The organism is Photorhabdus cinerea, from assembly GCF_011189575.1.
Lineage (GTDB): Bacteria > Pseudomonadota > Gammaproteobacteria > Enterobacterales > Enterobacteriaceae > Photorhabdus > Photorhabdus cinerea.
Map to the genome: position 1 here is coordinate 1 of NZ_PUJW01000019.1, position 15400 is coordinate 15400.

Consider the following 15400-nt stretch of genomic DNA (forward strand, 5'->3'; position numbering starts at 1 on the left):
TTGTGTTGAGAGCGAATATCAGAATAAGTAATTGACATGCCTTTCTCCATAGATTCCTGATTACGAACCAGCATGATTACCACCTTTAATGAAAAATTACTATGACATACATACAAAAAAGGCCACGATTATTCGCGGCCTTGGAATTGTATGTAGTGCGTTGTCAATTAATCGCGAGATCCAATCTCTTACCGAGTGCGTTCAACGCGCTTTCTACTGTGTCAATCTTCGTACTATGACGCAATGAAACTATACGTTGCACGTCCTGCGGGCGCGTGCCGAGTTTTCTCGCTAACTCTGCATTGCTTGTTTTTGTTTGCAGCATGGTATTTAACAACAATACTTTAGCTGTAACACTCGCCGGAACGTCAACAAATGCCTCACCCTCATTAGAGGGTATTGGCACCTCACGTTGATCATCAAAATAAAAATCAAATGCAGTGACAAGAGCATCTTGCGCCATTTCTAACGCCTCCTCTCTTGTTTCACCCCCCGTCAACGCTTCGGGAATATCGGGAAACATAACCGCCCACCCCGTTTCATCGTGTTCAAATTTCACCGGATACCGCATATGTATTTAGTGAAGCGCGGCGAATAACTGGCTCATTTCTGAGCCAGCTTTATTATTTAATGCCAAGTTGTTTCAGTATCAATTTCCGCAATGGTTCGGGGATCTCTTTACTGGGGTGTCTCGGCATCGTTGTTTGCTTGCCATTCAGGAAGATTTTTAGATGATTGCTCCCATCTTTAAATTCTGCCCCCTGGGTTTTAAGCCACCGCCGAAATTCGCTTTGCTTCACTACCTCCTCTCCTGTTTGTTTAACTTGAAACAAGTATAAACATTTTTGTTTATAAAAACAAGAGAAATATAAACATTTTTGCTTATATTGTCGCGGGAGGGGATACAAGATAGTAGAAAAAGAAAAACCCGCGCATCGGCGGGTCTGAATGTTCTTTAGTGAGCATAGCTACAATTCCCCACTATTGACAGACAATAAACCAATTGCGGACAAAATGCAAATTGTCGATGTGCTTTTTATTGTGTCACTTTGCTGAATTCGGAGGCGGCCCGGCTTTCTTCAATATCGCATTTCGCCACCAGCTTTTCATAGAATGGCTTCCAATTCCTTCTCCATGTCCTTTCGTTTAAATCGGGCAAGAGAGCCTTAATTGCTGTATATGCCACTGATGACGGTACCCGACTATAACCTCGGCCCGTACAACGCTCACAGATTTTAATTACCGGTGCGCCAGTGGCTTTCGTCGCTTCACGGTCAACCACTTTACCTGTGCCGTTACAGCGACAGCGGTTGGATATAATCCCTTTGCCATTGCAAGGTGAGCAAAGTTCATGCACGCACTCAGTTTCTATCCGTTGCGCTATCACATCCTTATATCCCGCGTACTTAATTACATCACGTTGAATGGAGATTAACCCGCGCCCATTGCACTGGGTGCATGTGCCGGTTGTAGCTGCCGACCGGGAATATTCTTCAAACGCCATTTTTGCCAATATCACCAGGCATTTTCCCAACCGGTTCCCACTCGCTTTGGCAATAAGTTTAGGTACCTGACGCTTGGCATACAAAGTTAGTTGCTCAACAGTTCGAATAGTCTCTTTATTGCTGACGCCGTGTTTACTCAAAAATACCGCCATCCCAAATGAAGCCTTGGACTCAGTCATCCCCAGCGCGGCCATCACATCAGTACCGGTGATCCGGTCCGTTGATGTGCATTTTGATGAGTCGCTCATTGCCAGCCCTTTTGGGCTGAAATATTTTAATGCTGATTCAAGTTTCATTATTCCGCCCGCTTCTTAAAAACCAGTTCACGCACTTCATCGCCGTTCACCAGTACGTCATTAAAATCACCATGATCCGGCCAACGAATGCTCACTAATTCCACATCATTTTTAGTACTGAGATTGCCCCGGGCACACTCAAACGCCGCCGCGTGCCCGGTGGCTGAATGCAAGTCCATATCAGCAAAAATAATTAAGTGTTTAACACCGCGGGGCGCCCGGAATTTCTCCATAAATCCCGCATTCATCGTTGACCATGTGTTACAGCCATAGATTTGTTTACATGAAAGCGCCGTTTCTATTCCTTCCGCTATTCCCAGCGTTGACGAAACCGGAAACAGGCGGATAGCGACAGATTCAGCGTGCTTAAGATAAACATCTTCCTGCGTCGCTTTACTCTGCTTTTGAACATTGACGGGGGCCTTTTTATCGCCATCAAGAAATGTTCGGTGCAAATAACACAGGTTCCCGCGGGCATCCGTAACCAGTGACCAAATGGCCTGAAAATTCCCCAGTTGAGATCTCTGACTGTCGCAATACTTAACAACTTGCTCGGCAGGTAAGCTATTAATCCCCCGATTGCGCAAATAGCGCTCTGCCGGGGTTCCACGCAGATTGATTAATGTTGAATATTTTTTAATTACGTTATTGCGAAATGTTAACCGGTCATTATCTCTTGCAGTTTCTTTATAATTATTCCCGTGTTCATAAGTATTACCAATAATTTTATCGACTTCATTCGCCAGCGTTCCGAAGTCTTTTTTTTGCGTCAGTGAAAGTAATTTCCAGCCATCCCCGGTATTGCAGACGCAAATAAAAGTTCCGCGCCCCTCTTCATCATCACAACGATACTTACCCTTTTGACTGCAAATAGGGCACTTCCCTTTGTAATGTTTTTTCCCGGTGACCGGAGGGAGACCATAATACTCAAAAACTTTCGACCACTGCCCAATTACCGCATCTGTTGTTTTCATAAGCTACCTCCCTGCGTGGCTGAACTGCGTTGTTTTTTCTCCTGGCTTTTTATCCACGAAATCAGTTTCCATTTGATAAAATTATTGACTTCCGGGGTGATCTCGACCGGATGGTCATTTAAACCATGGGGGTACTCACTGAATTTGCTTCTGAAGGTATGGGCACACCAACCATCAGAGATAGGCTTCCCCTGGTTGGCCCGCTGGCGCTGGTAATATTTGATTTGTGACCACCAGCTTTGTTTTTCTTTCTTACTGTAAGTATGGTCCTTGCCGCTGAGTTTTTTCAGCCCGCGAGAACGATCCACTTCCACATCTTCACCGCTTAAGGGCTTAAATCCGCATTTCGGGCAGGCATAAACGCCCGCTGGCTTCATAAAGTGGCAACTGGGGCACTCTGTCGGCAGTCTTTCAGCTTTGTCGCTATCAATGCTGCGGGAACTGTCTTTCATGCCGTCGCTTTTAGAGGGCAATGCGTCATACTCAATATCATCGGGATAGCCAAGACGATGAACCGAACCGCTGTGATCAAATATCATGCAGGTTTCTTTACCGGGCGCGGTACGCAATCCGCGACCGAGACATTGGACCCAGCGGATCTCTGATTTTGTAGGCCGGGCGTAAATGATGCACCTCACGTCACTGTCAAACCCCGCTATCAGCGTTCCCACGCTAACTAATATTTTGGTTGCGCCTTGTTCAAACCGGTGAATGATGATCTGCCTTTCCTCCGGTGGCGTCTCAGCAATGATGACCTCGGCATTGACACCCGCTTTATTAAATTCAACGGTAATAAAATTGGCGTGGGCCACATTGACACAGAAACAAATCGTCGGCTCATCATGACCATTCACCAGCCAGTTCTTGACGATATCGCCCACCAGCGTTGAATCACCCATGATCTCGGCTAGCTGGTCCTCTTTATAATCCCGCCCAAAATCATCACTGGAAGTCATTTTTACGCCTTTCAGGTCCGGCTTTGTCGGGGCATAAAATTCATAAGTGCTGAGTTCACCTTTAGCGATAAGCTCTTTCATCGTGGTGGGCTTTAAAAGTTGCTGATAGTAGCCTCCAAGAAACGAGGAAAACGGCGTTCCAGACAGGCCGATCACTTTTACCCCCGTGTTCTCTGCCAAATGCTGAATCACTTCAAGCAACTTCTTACGGCGTAAGTGGGCTTCATCAATGATCAACAGATCGATGTTGTCAGGAAAGTCACGACGAATCAGCGTGTCAGCTGAGGCGATTTGAATCAGCCGGCTTGGGTCGTGAGGCTGGTAATCCCGCCACACATAACCAATTTCCTCCTCTGGCAGTCCGTACTGAATGAACCGGGTGGCCGTCTGACGCACAAGAGTGAGGTAAGGGGCGACAAACATCACCCGCATCCCACGAGAAACGAAACCGGCTGTGATGAAAGCTGATAAACCTGTTTTACCGCTCCCGGTAGGCGCATATACCATAAAGGTACTGTGTTGTTTCCAGTTCTGACGCAACATGGACAAGGCGCGGCTTTGAGTCGTATTTGGGGTTATCGTCAGCATGTTTCACCTCCCCGTTCCCTTAAGGCGGATTCAGTGGCATAATCGCCTGTGGGTACCCGATGCTTTGTTGTACCTGCCGCAAGAACCGGTGCATTCCTCGCAAAAGTGTCCACCGGTTTCTTGCTCCCTTCTGAATATTTTTTTATCAGTCCGCGAGCTAGATTCTTCTGTCTGCCTGTTAGATATTTTCCACGCCGAAAATAACGGCTGAGTCCGTTGATAAAGTCATATTCCCATTGAGTTAGACCGGGATTCCCGTTAATGAGCCGCTCTAATTCCAAAATAAGTTTCTCGCTGTTTTCCATTACACTGTCCTCTGTTATTTCACTTTGCCAGGCACACCGCCCTGACGGATATCAATTTAGCCATTTAGACGTCTGGATGTATTTCGGCTTTTTTTTGAAACCCTATAGTGATCTTCTATAAGATCTGAGTTGTTTTCCTTTGGCTAAGCCTTCCCTAACACCCCTTTCAAAGATCACCCCCCTTACCCCCCTAGAAAGTTTTCCCCTCTTCCCCAACCCATCCAGACGTTTAGACGTCCAAACATCCCAATAACTTTTCATGCTCCCCTCTCTTGTACTCGCTGCGGCTTCTCTGTGTAACCCTGGCTCGCCCTGACATACTTCCCGATATATTCCCTGAGCCGGATATTTGCCGCTCGTCTGGCTGCATTGCCCTTTCGATACGAAATCGGTTCCTCATCCCAAGCCGCTTCATACACTTCTGAATAACGTACCGTAATTTTTCCGCGAGTAGCCGGACCAAGCTTCAGTAACATTTCCTGTATCCACTTGCCGTCATCAGGAAAATACCGAGAGGGCATCGATACCTGAGCATGAGGATTAATGAACATAGTTATAACTATTGAGATAAAATTTTTAACAAATTCATTTCGCCACTCTTCGCATTGGGGCAAAAGCAAGACTTTCTTTTCGAACGGCTATATCAGGGCAAATCGCTACAGTTGCATCTTCAATCCTCTGAGAGAGAGATACAGATGGGCGGCGAAAACCATGCGCGATTTGATTTAAATAGGCTGTGGTTGTTCCAGACATTTTGGCAATCTGGCTCCATTGGGCGGACGTAAGTTTTTGGCGAAGATTTAGTAACTCTCGATCCATTTATCACCTCTTCTGTTGATATAATTCATCATTAGCAATATGCTAACTATACAAACAGAGCGAAAGATTAGCAATACTGTAAATAGCATTTAGCTAATTAATGAGGTATTTTCAAAATGGAAACCAAAGATATTAGGCGTAAAAATTTAAAATCACTTATGGAATCAAGTGACCTATCCCAAGCATCATTTGCTATGCGCTGCGATTTATCGCCATCCATGATAAGCCAATTAATCAATGGATACAGGAATTTAGGTGATTCCCTATCTAGAAAGATAGAAGAAAAGCTAAGCATAAAACGCGGTTGGCTGGATGTTCCACATGATGAAATAATCAATTCAAATGAATTAATAGAGTCACCACCAAGCTTAATTGAAAGAGATAAAAAATTAACCCCACAAGAAGAGCATCTTATAGACCTTTTTAGACAAATGCCAGAAAGGGAACAATCAAGAATAATCAACGAATTAAAGGAAAAGGCGGATGATTACGAACGGATCATTAACGAGTTACTGGAAAGGAGAAAGCGCACACTGAGATAAATGATTCTAACGGCGCCGTTAAATTGGCGCTTCATTGTATAGTTTATTTTTAAATTAATATTATTAATAAACAATAGGTTATAATTAATTCCAAAAAAATTAGCAATTTGCTATTGATAAAGGATTACCATATAGCTATATTCAAATCATCCGGTACCACACTTAAGAGGTGATTAGCATGACCGTAAATCGAGAGAATCAGGAAATTAGCGAAAAAGTAGAAATGCTTAGTTCAATTTTAGTTGGTTTGCAACGCCTTGTTCGAACCGGTGGCGTGTCAAAGAGAGACCTAAATAACATAATTGGTTCTGCATTGAACATAAGCAATGAAATACATGTCAAGCTTGAAATTGATAATGAAAGCATTCCCTACAATACACGTGCAAACAAAAACATTAAAACCATACCAAAGTCATTATTAGCAAATCTTATTTATCAAAATAAAGAATAGGTAGCGACTAAAGATACACAGCTAAAAGAACTATCAATATAACCTCAAGCCGATTACGGGGTAAAAGATGAAACTCAACAAGAAAGGACAAACGTTAATGACAAGTACCAAAGAGTAAGCAGAATTCAACTTTATAAAAATGGCTCTGGTACCGACGCCAATCAAATACCAGAGCCGAACACAATAAACGCTGAGGGACGATTACTATGTTCAACGCGGATCATACCACAAAGATTTTTATTTTTGCAGTGACAAAACACGCTGACTTTGAGCGCAAATTATTAGTTAAGGTTAGGTGTGTCGCCAGAAATTATCAACAAGCCAAAAATGAGCTATCAGAATTATTAGTTGGATATTCCATTGTATGGATGGGTCAAGTTAATAATAACGAGGTGCATAATGCGTAAACCAATTACTTTAGATAATGCAAGATACCGCTCCGGTTTAGCTCGTTCACTCTATGAGGTCATCATAGATATTGCTAATAAAGAAGAATGCTCAAGTACTCTGGCAGATCTGATCGCACTTGCTTGTGATGTTAATTCGGAGGTTTATCGTTCCCTTGAAGCGGCCTTAACTGATGAGGTGAAACATGCTTAATACAATATTATCTTCCTCCCTCTCTAACACTATTTTGGAGTGTTACATTGAACTCAGCAATGAATTATCCGCAGTTCTTGAAAATCATAAAGAACTACTGGCTTGCAATGACAGTTTTTTCATTGAGTTCACTAAATTTAATGATACCCACAATGAGTTTTGTGCATTATCAAAAAAAAGAGGAAAACCGGACGGCCTTTTACTCTTAGAGGTCATTAAACAAATGACTCATTTAATTGACATTGCGAATGTGGCTGTAATAAACGAAGCGTCAAGAAAAGAGAGGGAATTATGTTTGATTTAGAGACCGCCATGTTTGATTTAGAAACGGCTTTTTCATGCACGGAAATAAAGACAAAGCAGATAAACGCACTTCTCCAAATATGGCAAGAATCATATACAAAAGACTGTGAGGACTCTTATGCCATCGGTGCAATACAAGACATGGTTTTTAGACTGCTAAAAGAAATAGAAACATTGGGGAAAGAGATAAAAAAGATTAAAGGCCAAAAGAAACCTGAAATAAATGTATGTAGCAAAAATTATATTGACGCTCTCAGTAAGGCAAAGCGATTAAGAAAAGAGTTCATTGACGCCACCAAATAGCAATCTAATTAAATATTAATTACAGCCTAATAGCTGAGGATTGTCTCAGCCTAAAATAGAGGTATCTATGAGTAATCAAACCTTAATTGAACGATACAGAAATCGTTTAATATCGGCAAAACTCGATGCAATGATGGGAAAGACTAATAGCCATTGTATTCCCGTCAGTCTTCACGATGGCTCTATGTGTACTGTTGAATTATCCGAAGAGATATTAAAGAAGGCTTTGTATGTGTTTTTTGAAGCCCTTATTTATAACGAACACAAACGAGAGAAAGCCGATAAATATATTTTAAATAGCTACAGTGATTATCTGTCTAAATACGGCGGGTTAACAAAGGAAGGTGATGATTTCATGTGTGCCCTCGTTAAATTAATTGCAGAAAGAGCTAAACACGGCGGATTTTCACCAGAATATACCTTTCAATAAATAAGGACTCATAGTGAATATTACCCATTTTAATTTCTCACAGAGAGCCATTCAAAGTGAGAAAGATGAAAAATATGAAATTGCGGCAATTCTCTGGAAGAAAGTCGCTGAACACGCCAAACACCAAGTTAACCGTGAATGGGCTGAATGTCGTGCTGAACTGAATTCAAATCGACATACGTTACATAAGCGTTATGAAGAACTGAAAGCCCGCACCAGCCAGCGCCGTAAAGAAGAACGAGAAAATAGAAAGCTTGCTACTGCACTCAAGACCCATATTGATAAAGAGGAAGCATCAGTATGAAAGACTTTCACGAGTTAAGAGATGAAGCCAAAAGGCTTGAAAAACGCGGCCTGTTTAGGCGGGCTGCTAATGTCCACAGCGAAGCTATGAACTGGGCGCCGACAGATGAAGAGCGGGAATGTTGCGTTCTTGATGTCAACCGTTGCTCAAGAAAAGCCCGGTTAACACATAAATCGGGGGAATTGTAATGGGCTACCAAAACAAACCCCACACGTTCGGTGTGACCTCTGTCAGCAGAGAACCCAGAGTAACCCATAATCGCCGGCAGGCACATAAGTTAACACCGGAAGAATTTCTGTCACTGAATGCAGTGAAAGAGTATCTCGCGATTTATCCCGATAGCGTCAGACGTGATCCTGACACTGATGACATCTGGTTAAACAAAACGCTAATGATTATGTCTCTAGACCTGTGTCAGGAGAAGAAATTCAAGAAAGCCTTACTTAAGGCAATGAAAGAGCACGGAGTATAAAAATGAATAACATAACCACCCGCAATCAAACGGCCATGATGAGTAGCCGTGAAATTGCCGAGTTAACAGATAAACGTCACGATAACGTGATCCGTGACATCCGGGAAGTTCTGAAAGTCGTCTATAGCATTGAATTTGATTCCTCATTTTTGAGGAATAATAAAAATCAACACGTTACGCTCACTACAGGGATGGCTGTTGCGATTGATGAGCGCGGCTTCATCAGTGAAATTCTCCTTGATCGCCGGAATACCGAAATCTTGATCACCGGATATGATGTAAAGCGTCGTGCCGCCATTATTGACCGCTGGTTTGCTTTAGAGTCTGACGCGACAAAACCAAAATCTCAGGCCGAGCTTAATCTTGCTTACGCCCTGGCGCAAGTAGAACAAGAACGCCGTCTTAATCAGGTTGAAGAAAAGGTTGAAGAAGTTTCCGAAACTATTGATCGCATCAAGCAAGGCACTATTCCTGCCGGATGGGTGGGCTATTCCCTCCTCTGTGTCCAATGTGGCATGACTGATGCCAAGTGCCGAACCCTGGCAGAGGTCTATAGCGTACCCACGGATAGCATCACCATCATGACACCAGATGGGCAAACTCGCCCGATGAAAATTGTATTTAAGGAAGACTTTATGAGCGCATTCCGTCTGATGATGAGCGAAGCGGAACAACGTAAATCCAAATGGTATCACCCAAACATGGGGTTATTTCAGGTTATCGGTTGGGAGGAAAAACAATGATTATTCGTTCATGTCTGTTACGCGCTGCGTTGGTGTGTGTCGCTAAAGATGGTCCGCGCTATTACCTTTATGGGTTGCATATTACGCCTAAATACCTGGAATCAACCAATGGTCACGTGGCTTTACGGTTAGAGCACGGTGTTAACACTCGCCGCAAAGCTATCATTCAGTTTCACGGGAATATCCCCAGAAAAGCAGAAACTACAGAACTGTATTTTACCAAAGAACCTTATGCCGTACACCGGAGTATTACCGGGGCGAGAGTGGGATTCACTGCTTTATCAATACTGGATGGTCGCTTTCCTGATTTAGACCGCGTCATGCCAGAGAACACGGAAAATGTTATCCCTCATTTTCAAGCTTGTTATCTGGCTTACCCACAAAAAATGTTCGGTGCTGATTCAATACTTATCACCGTTTCCATGCAACCGTCAGGCATGACAAGCAGCTGCTTAATGAAGTTTAGCGACAACATCAATCTGCGTTACGGCAATCCTCAATTTGTCGTTATGCCATGCCGGGCATAAGGGGGAGTAATGAGAATTAAATATCTCGACGAAGGCGCGGTATCAAAAATCATTGTGACCGGCTTTATAACCGAACGCCGCAAACATAACCGTTGTATCGATGCTGCTTTGGTAATGACGCCCGTGCGCGCTTCGTCTGTCGGCTTTCTGTTAAAGAAAACCACCATCACTGGCAAAACAGCGCACATATTGCGGGCATACAAAATCATTTGCAGGGAGAGCTAATAGTGACAGAGGAAGATCGCGAGCGTGTGGATACCGATAATGAACTAGTCAGAACTCTATTTCACATCGACGACGGCAGGAACTATACACAACGGATCATCCACTGCATGAGAAAAAATTACTACATCCACGAGGGCATTTGCCCTCATCCACCCCCCGCGCCGCAAGTGGCCGGGGTGAAGTTGACGCCAGTTAAGAAGGCCAAGAAACGTCGCAAATCACGTAATAAGGGGCAAGAAAATGAATAAATGCCAGAAGAACGGAAACAAATTAACGGTCTGTAGCGCATTAGCAAAAGCACTTGAATTCGGTTCGCCCACAAAACGAAGCAAGGGGCTATTTCTACCGATGAGGTTCAATATAAAAACCGGAGAGCCGGGCACTGATATTGTTCAATTGCATTCTGGTGAATTTATCGGCAGTGGCGTCATGGTGGATTATTGCCCTTTTTGCGGGCAAGACATCGACACGGTTAGTCACCAAAAACACAGCAAAGCCAATGAGTAACAGGAGGAAATCAGCAATGACAATCATTCTTGGTAACGGACGAATTAACCTTGATGCACTCAAAACCATAGAAGATCACCTTCGGGCACTGTCGCTGGCTAACCAGACGCTGGACCTCATTAAGCATCAGTTGAAAGCATCTTCAAACAAAGATAGCGACTGGTTCAATAAGGCGACTACCGCCCACAGATCATGGTTCTGGATGCGCTCACGTATCTGCGAACGGCTTTCCATCCTGCGTCAGCAAGAAAAGGAAATGAACCGCATGCGTTGGCATTATCGGAATGAATTTCTGGTGCGGGAACTGCAAAGCAGGGTTTCCCCAGAAACATTCAGTGAATGCGCCCACGCCGCCAACGCCAGAGCGGATATGGAACTAAATACCAAACTGGGGGAAATGGAATGAGCAAAAGCTTAATGGATACTGCCACTTTTTGGGAAATAACCAAGTACCTACTCCAAGAAGAGCACGGCAACAATATAAGAATGACTATCACAGAACTGAATGACATGATCGATAAAACCATTCGTTCCGCCGTACATATCGCACAACCGATGAGAAATAAAATGGCAATCAGAGCCTGGAATGGGAGAAAGGATAATGACAAACAAAGAACAATTTGAAAAATGGCTCACAGAAACTTATCCGTGGGGTGAGGAAGAGTTAGAAAAAGCTTTCTTTCAGGAAGAATACCAATACTACATCAGTGACGGCAACGCATTGCATTTTGCGTGGGCAGGCTGGAAAGCTCGGTGTGAAGTTCGAGTGGAAGGAGGAAAGTCATGATCAATAACTCATTCCACTTAACCCAAGTAATAGCCTCAGCATGGGGTGATCCATCTAATATCACCGATGCAGTTTGGGATGCCGGTTACAGAAAAGCCGATAGAACACCGGAAGAGATGGTATTGATGACACTTAAAGTCATCAAGGATTCTCATTACAGCGATATTCCATATGAGTATTGGCCCAAAGATTTAGAAGATGTACTTGTTGCTGAATTAAGCTTCCTAATTGATGATCTCGTCTGGAACGACAAGACAACGCCGGCAACAGTGGCAAGGATAATTTTGGAGAACGGTCATCAGAAAAGGGATAAGAAATGAATCAATCGCCATATATCAAAACAAAGGAATTAGCCGAGCGATACAGTGTAAAGCCACACACCATAAGGCTATGGGTGAGTAATGGGAAGCAAAAAAGGGAGGGCTTCCCAAAACCCAAGTTTAAATCCGATCAACTTAATTTCCTGTGGCAAGATATTCTTGACTGGGAGAACGGGAAACAATTTTAGTCAGTTTATCCCACCAGCGTTCATATGCTTCCTTTTGTTCATTCAGGTAGGTGTGCTTATCGTACACCTGCCATACGCCCGGCAGCTTATGACCGATCATAGTTTCAGCCACATGGGGTGGCGTTAATTCAGCAACCCCAGTACGCATCGTTCTACGTAAATCGTGAATTGACCAAGGCGCATAAGAATCATCAAAATACTTAGACATTTTTTTACTGAGATATTCTATCATTCTCGTGTGTGACGATTCAGCAAAAGGTTTCCCACTGGATACAACAAATAGATATTCACTACCACGATTTAATGTTTTTGCCTGTTCAATTAGTTCTTTAGCTTCTGAGATAATCGGTCTGACAATAGGTTTTTTGGATCTCCTCCCCGTTTTATGATTTGCAGGAGGAACAACCCACATATTTTTCTCATAATCAAAATCAGTGACTTTTGCCTTTAATAATTCACCAATTCGGCACCCAAATAACAGACACAGCTTTACTATCAGTGCATTACGTGGGTTATATTTAGGGGCATTAATAATACGAAAAAGAACCATTAATTCCCCCTCACTTAATGTCCTCCCTCCCATATCAGTATCAATGTCAATATCAGTATTCGGTTCCCTCCCTTTTAAATCATTGGATACAACATCAGATAACGGGGTAATATTTGTCATTCCTCTCCGAACCGCCCATCTATGTGCCGTTTTAGAATATCTCAATATTCGCGCCCCAATTGATGGAAGCTGTTTAGCTACGTCTTCGATTAAAGCAAGCCAGACATGCAGCGTCACGGCATCGTGAGGCAGTTTACCAATTCTCGGGAAAACATGAATTTCGAAAGAGCGTAAGATTTCATCAGCTTTAACTTTAGAGCCTTCCATTGTCGTTTTCCACCATCCCCGCATAAGTCCTTCCACAGTGACCGCACTCAATGCAGATTCTTTTCGAACCTGTTTAACTATCTTAGGATTTCGGTGTTGTTCCAGTTCCCCGCGATAAGAGATCACCGAGTCACGAGCATCTTTTAAGCTCGTCGCCGGATAAGTGCCGATATCAATTCGATCCCCTTTCCCATCCCACCGATACCTGAACTGAAAGATAACCTTCCCTTTGGGAGTAACGCGAACGGATAAGCCATCTCTATCGGACTTGGTAATCATTTTTTCTTGTGGTTTGCCGCTGACTGAACGCAGCCATGAATCAGTAATAGCCATATTAATTTCCTCAAAATAATATGGCTCTTAATGTAATTTATGTACACCAGCATGTACATAATTTTCATGACACAATATGAATATTTATGATTATCACTGACTAAGACGAACCCGTTAAAAATAAATTTTCATTTAAAATCAAAATATTAAACAAAATCCCATGACTATTTATGTTCACATATGATGATGCATGAGCAATCAGCATTATTCCACCTTAAAATGGCCTAATTTCCCACCTATCTTCTCCAGTAAACGAACTGGCCCAATGACCATATCTTTCTGTACTGCTTTACACATATCGTAAATTGTCAAAGCCGCGACTGATGCCGCTGTCAGTGCCTCCATTTCAACGCCGGTTCTCCCTGTCAGACGGCAACAAGATTCAATTCTCACCCGGTTATATTCTGTCTGGGCTTCTAGCAGAATTTCTACTTTAGTCAGCAATAATGGATGACAAAGCGGGATTAGCTCCCATGTACGCTTTGCTGCCTGAATACCCGCAATCCGGGCGGTTGCAAACACATCACCTTTGTGATGACTACCATCAATAATCATTACCAATGTTTCTGGCTTCATTTCAACAAAAGCTTCTGCCCGTGCCTCACGTGATGTGTCGGCTTTCGCAGAAACATCAACCATATGGGCTTCACCGGTAGAATTAATGTGAGTCAATTGGGACATTCCTGGCTCCTGAAAAAAACAATATCAAGACAGTCAAATTAACCGCCGATAACAGAAAGATTTGGGGTGATACCGCTGTCACCTTGATGAAGGAAATGGGTTTCCCGTTTATGACGTAACCCTCCCTGAATACGCAATTTCAGATCATCCAGTTGTTCTTCATTCGATAACAAATCTCGCAGTGGTATCCCCTGTTCACCAAATAGGCATAAGTGAAGATTACCTATTGCGGAAACACGCAGACGATTACAGCTCCGACAGAAATCTTTTTCATAAGGCATAATCAGACCAATTTCTCCCTGATAATCAGGATGACTGAAAACCTGAGCCGGACCATCACTACGTGAGCGTTGAAGTTGATTCCAACCATTGCGTAACAAGTGTTCACGAATAGTCTCACCGGGAATGTGATATTTGCGAAACATTTCACCACCGTCACCGGTCTCCATTAATTCAATAAATCGCAATTGAATCGGACGATCTTTTATCCAATGCAGGAAAGCTGGCAGACTGATATCATTAACGTCTTTCATCAGCACCACATTAACCTTCACTTTACTGAATCCCGCTTCAAATGCCGCATCAATCCCCCCCATCACCTGAAAAAATTTGTCCTGTCCGGTAATCGCATGAAACTGGCGGGGATCTAGCGAATCCATACTGACATTCACCGCGGTTAAACCAGCCTCTTTCCATCTGGCAACATCACGTTCCATCCGATAACCATTTGTAGTCACAGCAAGGGTTTTAATTAATTTATTTTCACGAATAGAGGAAATGATGTCAGTGAAATCACGGCGCATAGTTGGTTCGCCACCTGTCAAACGTATTTTCTCTGTACCAAGATCAGCAAACGCTCGACCAATATAACGGATTTCGGATAATGTCAAAAAGGAATGGTGCCCGCGAGGTTTATAACCATCCGGCAGGCAATAAGTGCACCGAAAATTACATACATCAGTGATTGAGAGCCTCAAGTAATAAAACTTGCGGGCAAAAGCATCTGTGAGTTGTTCCACAATAACACCTTCCAAATATGGGAGATGCGGGCATTTCTGCACCACACCCTGGTGACTCAGTGGTCACGGCCAAAGCATCATATCGCTGTACAAAACGGTGACTTAGATGCAGAAGCTAGGAGTTAATTTCAACACCTATGATTTAGTGTAAAACGACATTCTCAATATAAATTCTAGCGCTTAAAAAAGAAAAATGCGAATATCCACTTTCGTTATATAATTTATTATACAATGACTTAGCAAACGCCAGAACAAATAACAGACAATCATATGCTTATTGGTAAAAACATTTTGGTAAAAACATTGTGCTAAATCACAACACTTATCCGGTTAATCGTGTTTTAT

General features: G+C 43.1%; 30 protein-coding genes and 1 riboswitch. Of the genes, 19 read left to right on the forward strand and 11 right to left on the reverse strand.

What is annotated here, in order from left to right; translation table 11 throughout:
- Positions 1-163 precede the first annotated feature (163 nt).
- The 8 genes from C5469_RS16875 to C5469_RS16910 all read right to left on the reverse strand — a co-directional run bounded on the left by C5469_RS16875 (position 164) and on the right by C5469_RS16910 (position 5443).
- Positions 164-571 carry a type II toxin-antitoxin system HicB family antitoxin gene (locus C5469_RS16875; RefSeq protein ID WP_166309145.1) on the reverse strand — a complete coding sequence of 136 codons (408 nt, stop codon included), beginning with the start codon at positions 569-571 and terminating at the stop codon, positions 164-166.
- A gap of 52 nt (positions 572-623) precedes the next feature.
- On the reverse strand, positions 624-800 hold the full coding sequence (locus C5469_RS16880; RefSeq protein WP_166309148.1) for a type II toxin-antitoxin system HicA family toxin: 177 nt from the start codon (positions 798-800) through the stop codon (positions 624-626).
- Positions 801-1036: 236 nt separating this feature from the next.
- The gene (locus C5469_RS16885) at positions 1037-1801 is read right to left on the reverse strand and encodes an antitermination protein Q (RefSeq protein WP_166309151.1); all 765 of its coding nucleotides are present in this window, start codon (positions 1799-1801) and stop codon (positions 1037-1039) included.
- Positions 1801-2775, reverse strand: coding sequence for a DUF7146 domain-containing protein (locus C5469_RS16890; protein WP_166309154.1), 975 nt, complete (start codon positions 2773-2775; stop codon positions 1801-1803). Before C5469_RS16890 ends, C5469_RS16885 begins: the two co-directional genes overlap by 1 nt.
- Entirely contained in the window at positions 2772-4319 is a 1548-nt protein-coding gene (locus tag C5469_RS16895) for a DEAD/DEAH box helicase (protein ID WP_166309157.1), read from the reverse strand. The genes C5469_RS16890 and C5469_RS16895 overlap by 4 nt, the downstream gene beginning before the upstream one ends.
- Positions 4313-4624 carry a hypothetical protein gene (locus C5469_RS16900; RefSeq protein WP_166309160.1) on the reverse strand — a complete coding sequence of 104 codons (312 nt, stop codon included), beginning with the start codon at positions 4622-4624 and terminating at the stop codon, positions 4313-4315. Before C5469_RS16900 ends, C5469_RS16895 begins: the two co-directional genes overlap by 7 nt.
- A 257-nt stretch (positions 4625-4881) precedes the next feature.
- Entirely contained in the window at positions 4882-5175 is a 294-nt protein-coding gene (locus tag C5469_RS16905; protein ID WP_339414567.1) for a hypothetical protein, read from the reverse strand.
- Positions 5176-5209: 34 nt separating this feature from the next.
- On the reverse strand, positions 5210-5443 hold the full coding sequence (locus C5469_RS16910; RefSeq protein WP_166309165.1) for a helix-turn-helix domain-containing protein: 234 nt from the start codon (positions 5441-5443) through the stop codon (positions 5210-5212).
- A gap of 116 nt (positions 5444-5559) precedes the next feature.
- On the opposite strand from C5469_RS16910, the gene C5469_RS16915 reads away from it, so the two are divergent.
- The 19 genes from C5469_RS16915 to C5469_RS17005 all read left to right on the forward strand — a co-directional run bounded on the left by C5469_RS16915 (position 5560) and on the right by C5469_RS17005 (position 11957).
- A complete protein-coding gene (locus C5469_RS16915; protein ID WP_166309168.1) occupies positions 5560-5985 on the forward strand; it encodes a transcriptional regulator in 426 nt (141 codons plus the stop codon).
- A 178-nt stretch (positions 5986-6163) separates the two neighbouring features.
- Positions 6164-6436, forward strand: a complete 273-nt coding sequence (locus C5469_RS16920; protein WP_166309171.1) for a hypothetical protein — start codon at positions 6164-6166, stop codon at positions 6434-6436.
- A 206-nt stretch (positions 6437-6642) separates the two neighbouring features.
- Positions 6643-6843 (forward strand): hypothetical protein, encoded by a 201-nt coding sequence (locus C5469_RS16925; RefSeq protein WP_166309174.1) that lies wholly within the window; start codon positions 6643-6645, stop codon positions 6841-6843.
- Positions 6836-7036 (forward strand): hypothetical protein, encoded by a 201-nt coding sequence (locus C5469_RS16930; protein ID WP_166309177.1) that lies wholly within the window; start codon positions 6836-6838, stop codon positions 7034-7036. The genes C5469_RS16925 and C5469_RS16930 overlap by 8 nt, the downstream gene beginning before the upstream one ends.
- Positions 7029-7340 carry a hypothetical protein gene (locus C5469_RS16935; RefSeq protein ID WP_166309180.1) on the forward strand — a complete coding sequence of 104 codons (312 nt, stop codon included), beginning with the start codon at positions 7029-7031 and terminating at the stop codon, positions 7338-7340. The genes C5469_RS16930 and C5469_RS16935 overlap by 8 nt, the downstream gene beginning before the upstream one ends.
- Positions 7328-7642 carry a hypothetical protein gene (locus C5469_RS16940; RefSeq protein WP_166309183.1) on the forward strand — a complete coding sequence of 105 codons (315 nt, stop codon included), beginning with the start codon at positions 7328-7330 and terminating at the stop codon, positions 7640-7642. Before C5469_RS16935 ends, C5469_RS16940 begins: the two co-directional genes overlap by 13 nt.
- A 67-nt stretch (positions 7643-7709) precedes the next feature.
- The gene (locus tag C5469_RS16945; RefSeq protein ID WP_166309186.1) at positions 7710-8072 is read left to right on the forward strand and encodes a hypothetical protein; all 363 of its coding nucleotides are present in this window, start codon (positions 7710-7712) and stop codon (positions 8070-8072) included.
- 13 nt (positions 8073-8085) lie between these two features.
- On the forward strand, positions 8086-8376 hold the full coding sequence (locus tag C5469_RS16950) for an ANR family transcriptional regulator (protein ID WP_166309189.1): 291 nt from the start codon (positions 8086-8088) through the stop codon (positions 8374-8376).
- A complete protein-coding gene (locus C5469_RS16955; RefSeq protein ID WP_166309192.1) occupies positions 8373-8564 on the forward strand; it encodes a PerC family transcriptional regulator in 192 nt (63 codons plus the stop codon). The genes C5469_RS16950 and C5469_RS16955 overlap by 4 nt, the downstream gene beginning before the upstream one ends.
- A complete protein-coding gene (locus C5469_RS16960; protein ID WP_166309195.1) occupies positions 8564-8848 on the forward strand; it encodes a hypothetical protein in 285 nt (94 codons plus the stop codon). Before C5469_RS16955 ends, C5469_RS16960 begins: the two co-directional genes overlap by 1 nt.
- A 2-nt stretch (positions 8849-8850) precedes the next feature.
- Positions 8851-9591, forward strand: coding sequence for a Rha family transcriptional regulator (locus C5469_RS16965; protein WP_166309198.1), 741 nt, complete (start codon positions 8851-8853; stop codon positions 9589-9591).
- Positions 9588-10118, forward strand: coding sequence for a beta clamp domain-containing protein (locus tag C5469_RS16970; protein ID WP_166309201.1), 531 nt, complete (start codon positions 9588-9590; stop codon positions 10116-10118). The genes C5469_RS16965 and C5469_RS16970 overlap by 4 nt, the downstream gene beginning before the upstream one ends.
- 9 nt (positions 10119-10127) lie before the next feature.
- On the forward strand, positions 10128-10343 hold the full coding sequence (locus C5469_RS16975; RefSeq protein ID WP_166309204.1) for a hypothetical protein: 216 nt from the start codon (positions 10128-10130) through the stop codon (positions 10341-10343).
- A 2-nt stretch (positions 10344-10345) separates the two neighbouring features.
- Positions 10346-10591 (forward strand): hypothetical protein, encoded by a 246-nt coding sequence (locus tag C5469_RS16980; protein ID WP_166309207.1) that lies wholly within the window; start codon positions 10346-10348, stop codon positions 10589-10591.
- Positions 10584-10850, forward strand: a complete 267-nt coding sequence (locus C5469_RS16985; protein WP_166309210.1) for a hypothetical protein — start codon at positions 10584-10586, stop codon at positions 10848-10850. Before C5469_RS16980 ends, C5469_RS16985 begins: the two co-directional genes overlap by 8 nt.
- Before the next feature lie 16 nt (positions 10851-10866).
- Complete coding sequence (locus C5469_RS16990) at positions 10867-11256, forward strand: hypothetical protein (RefSeq protein WP_166309213.1); 390 nt, start codon at positions 10867-10869, stop codon at positions 11254-11256.
- Positions 11253-11474, forward strand: coding sequence for a hypothetical protein (locus C5469_RS16995; RefSeq protein ID WP_166309216.1), 222 nt, complete (start codon positions 11253-11255; stop codon positions 11472-11474). The genes C5469_RS16990 and C5469_RS16995 overlap by 4 nt, the downstream gene beginning before the upstream one ends.
- Positions 11452-11637, forward strand: a complete 186-nt coding sequence (locus C5469_RS17000; RefSeq protein WP_166309219.1) for a hypothetical protein — start codon at positions 11452-11454, stop codon at positions 11635-11637. The genes C5469_RS16995 and C5469_RS17000 overlap by 23 nt, the downstream gene beginning before the upstream one ends.
- A complete protein-coding gene (locus C5469_RS17005) occupies positions 11634-11957 on the forward strand; it encodes a hypothetical protein (RefSeq protein WP_166309222.1) in 324 nt (107 codons plus the stop codon). The genes C5469_RS17000 and C5469_RS17005 overlap by 4 nt, the downstream gene beginning before the upstream one ends.
- A gap of 135 nt (positions 11958-12092) precedes the next feature.
- On the opposite strand, the gene C5469_RS17010 is transcribed toward C5469_RS17005, so the two are convergent.
- The 3 genes from C5469_RS17010 to moaA all read right to left on the reverse strand — a co-directional run bounded on the left by C5469_RS17010 (position 12093) and on the right by moaA (position 15058).
- On the reverse strand, positions 12093-13355 hold the full coding sequence (locus tag C5469_RS17010) for a tyrosine-type recombinase/integrase (RefSeq protein ID WP_166309225.1): 1263 nt from the start codon (positions 13353-13355) through the stop codon (positions 12093-12095).
- A gap of 204 nt (positions 13356-13559) precedes the next feature.
- Positions 13560-14036 carry a cyclic pyranopterin monophosphate synthase MoaC gene (gene moaC / locus C5469_RS17015; protein ID WP_166309228.1) on the reverse strand — a complete coding sequence of 159 codons (477 nt, stop codon included), beginning with the start codon at positions 14034-14036 and terminating at the stop codon, positions 13560-13562.
- A gap of 38 nt (positions 14037-14074) precedes the next feature.
- Positions 14075-15058, reverse strand: a complete 984-nt coding sequence (gene moaA / locus C5469_RS17020; protein WP_339414568.1) for a GTP 3',8-cyclase MoaA — start codon at positions 15056-15058, stop codon at positions 14075-14077.
- Positions 15045-15189: riboswitch (molybdenum cofactor riboswitch) on the reverse strand. It overlaps the preceding gene by 14 nt.
- Between the last annotated feature and the right edge of the window lie 211 nt (positions 15190-15400).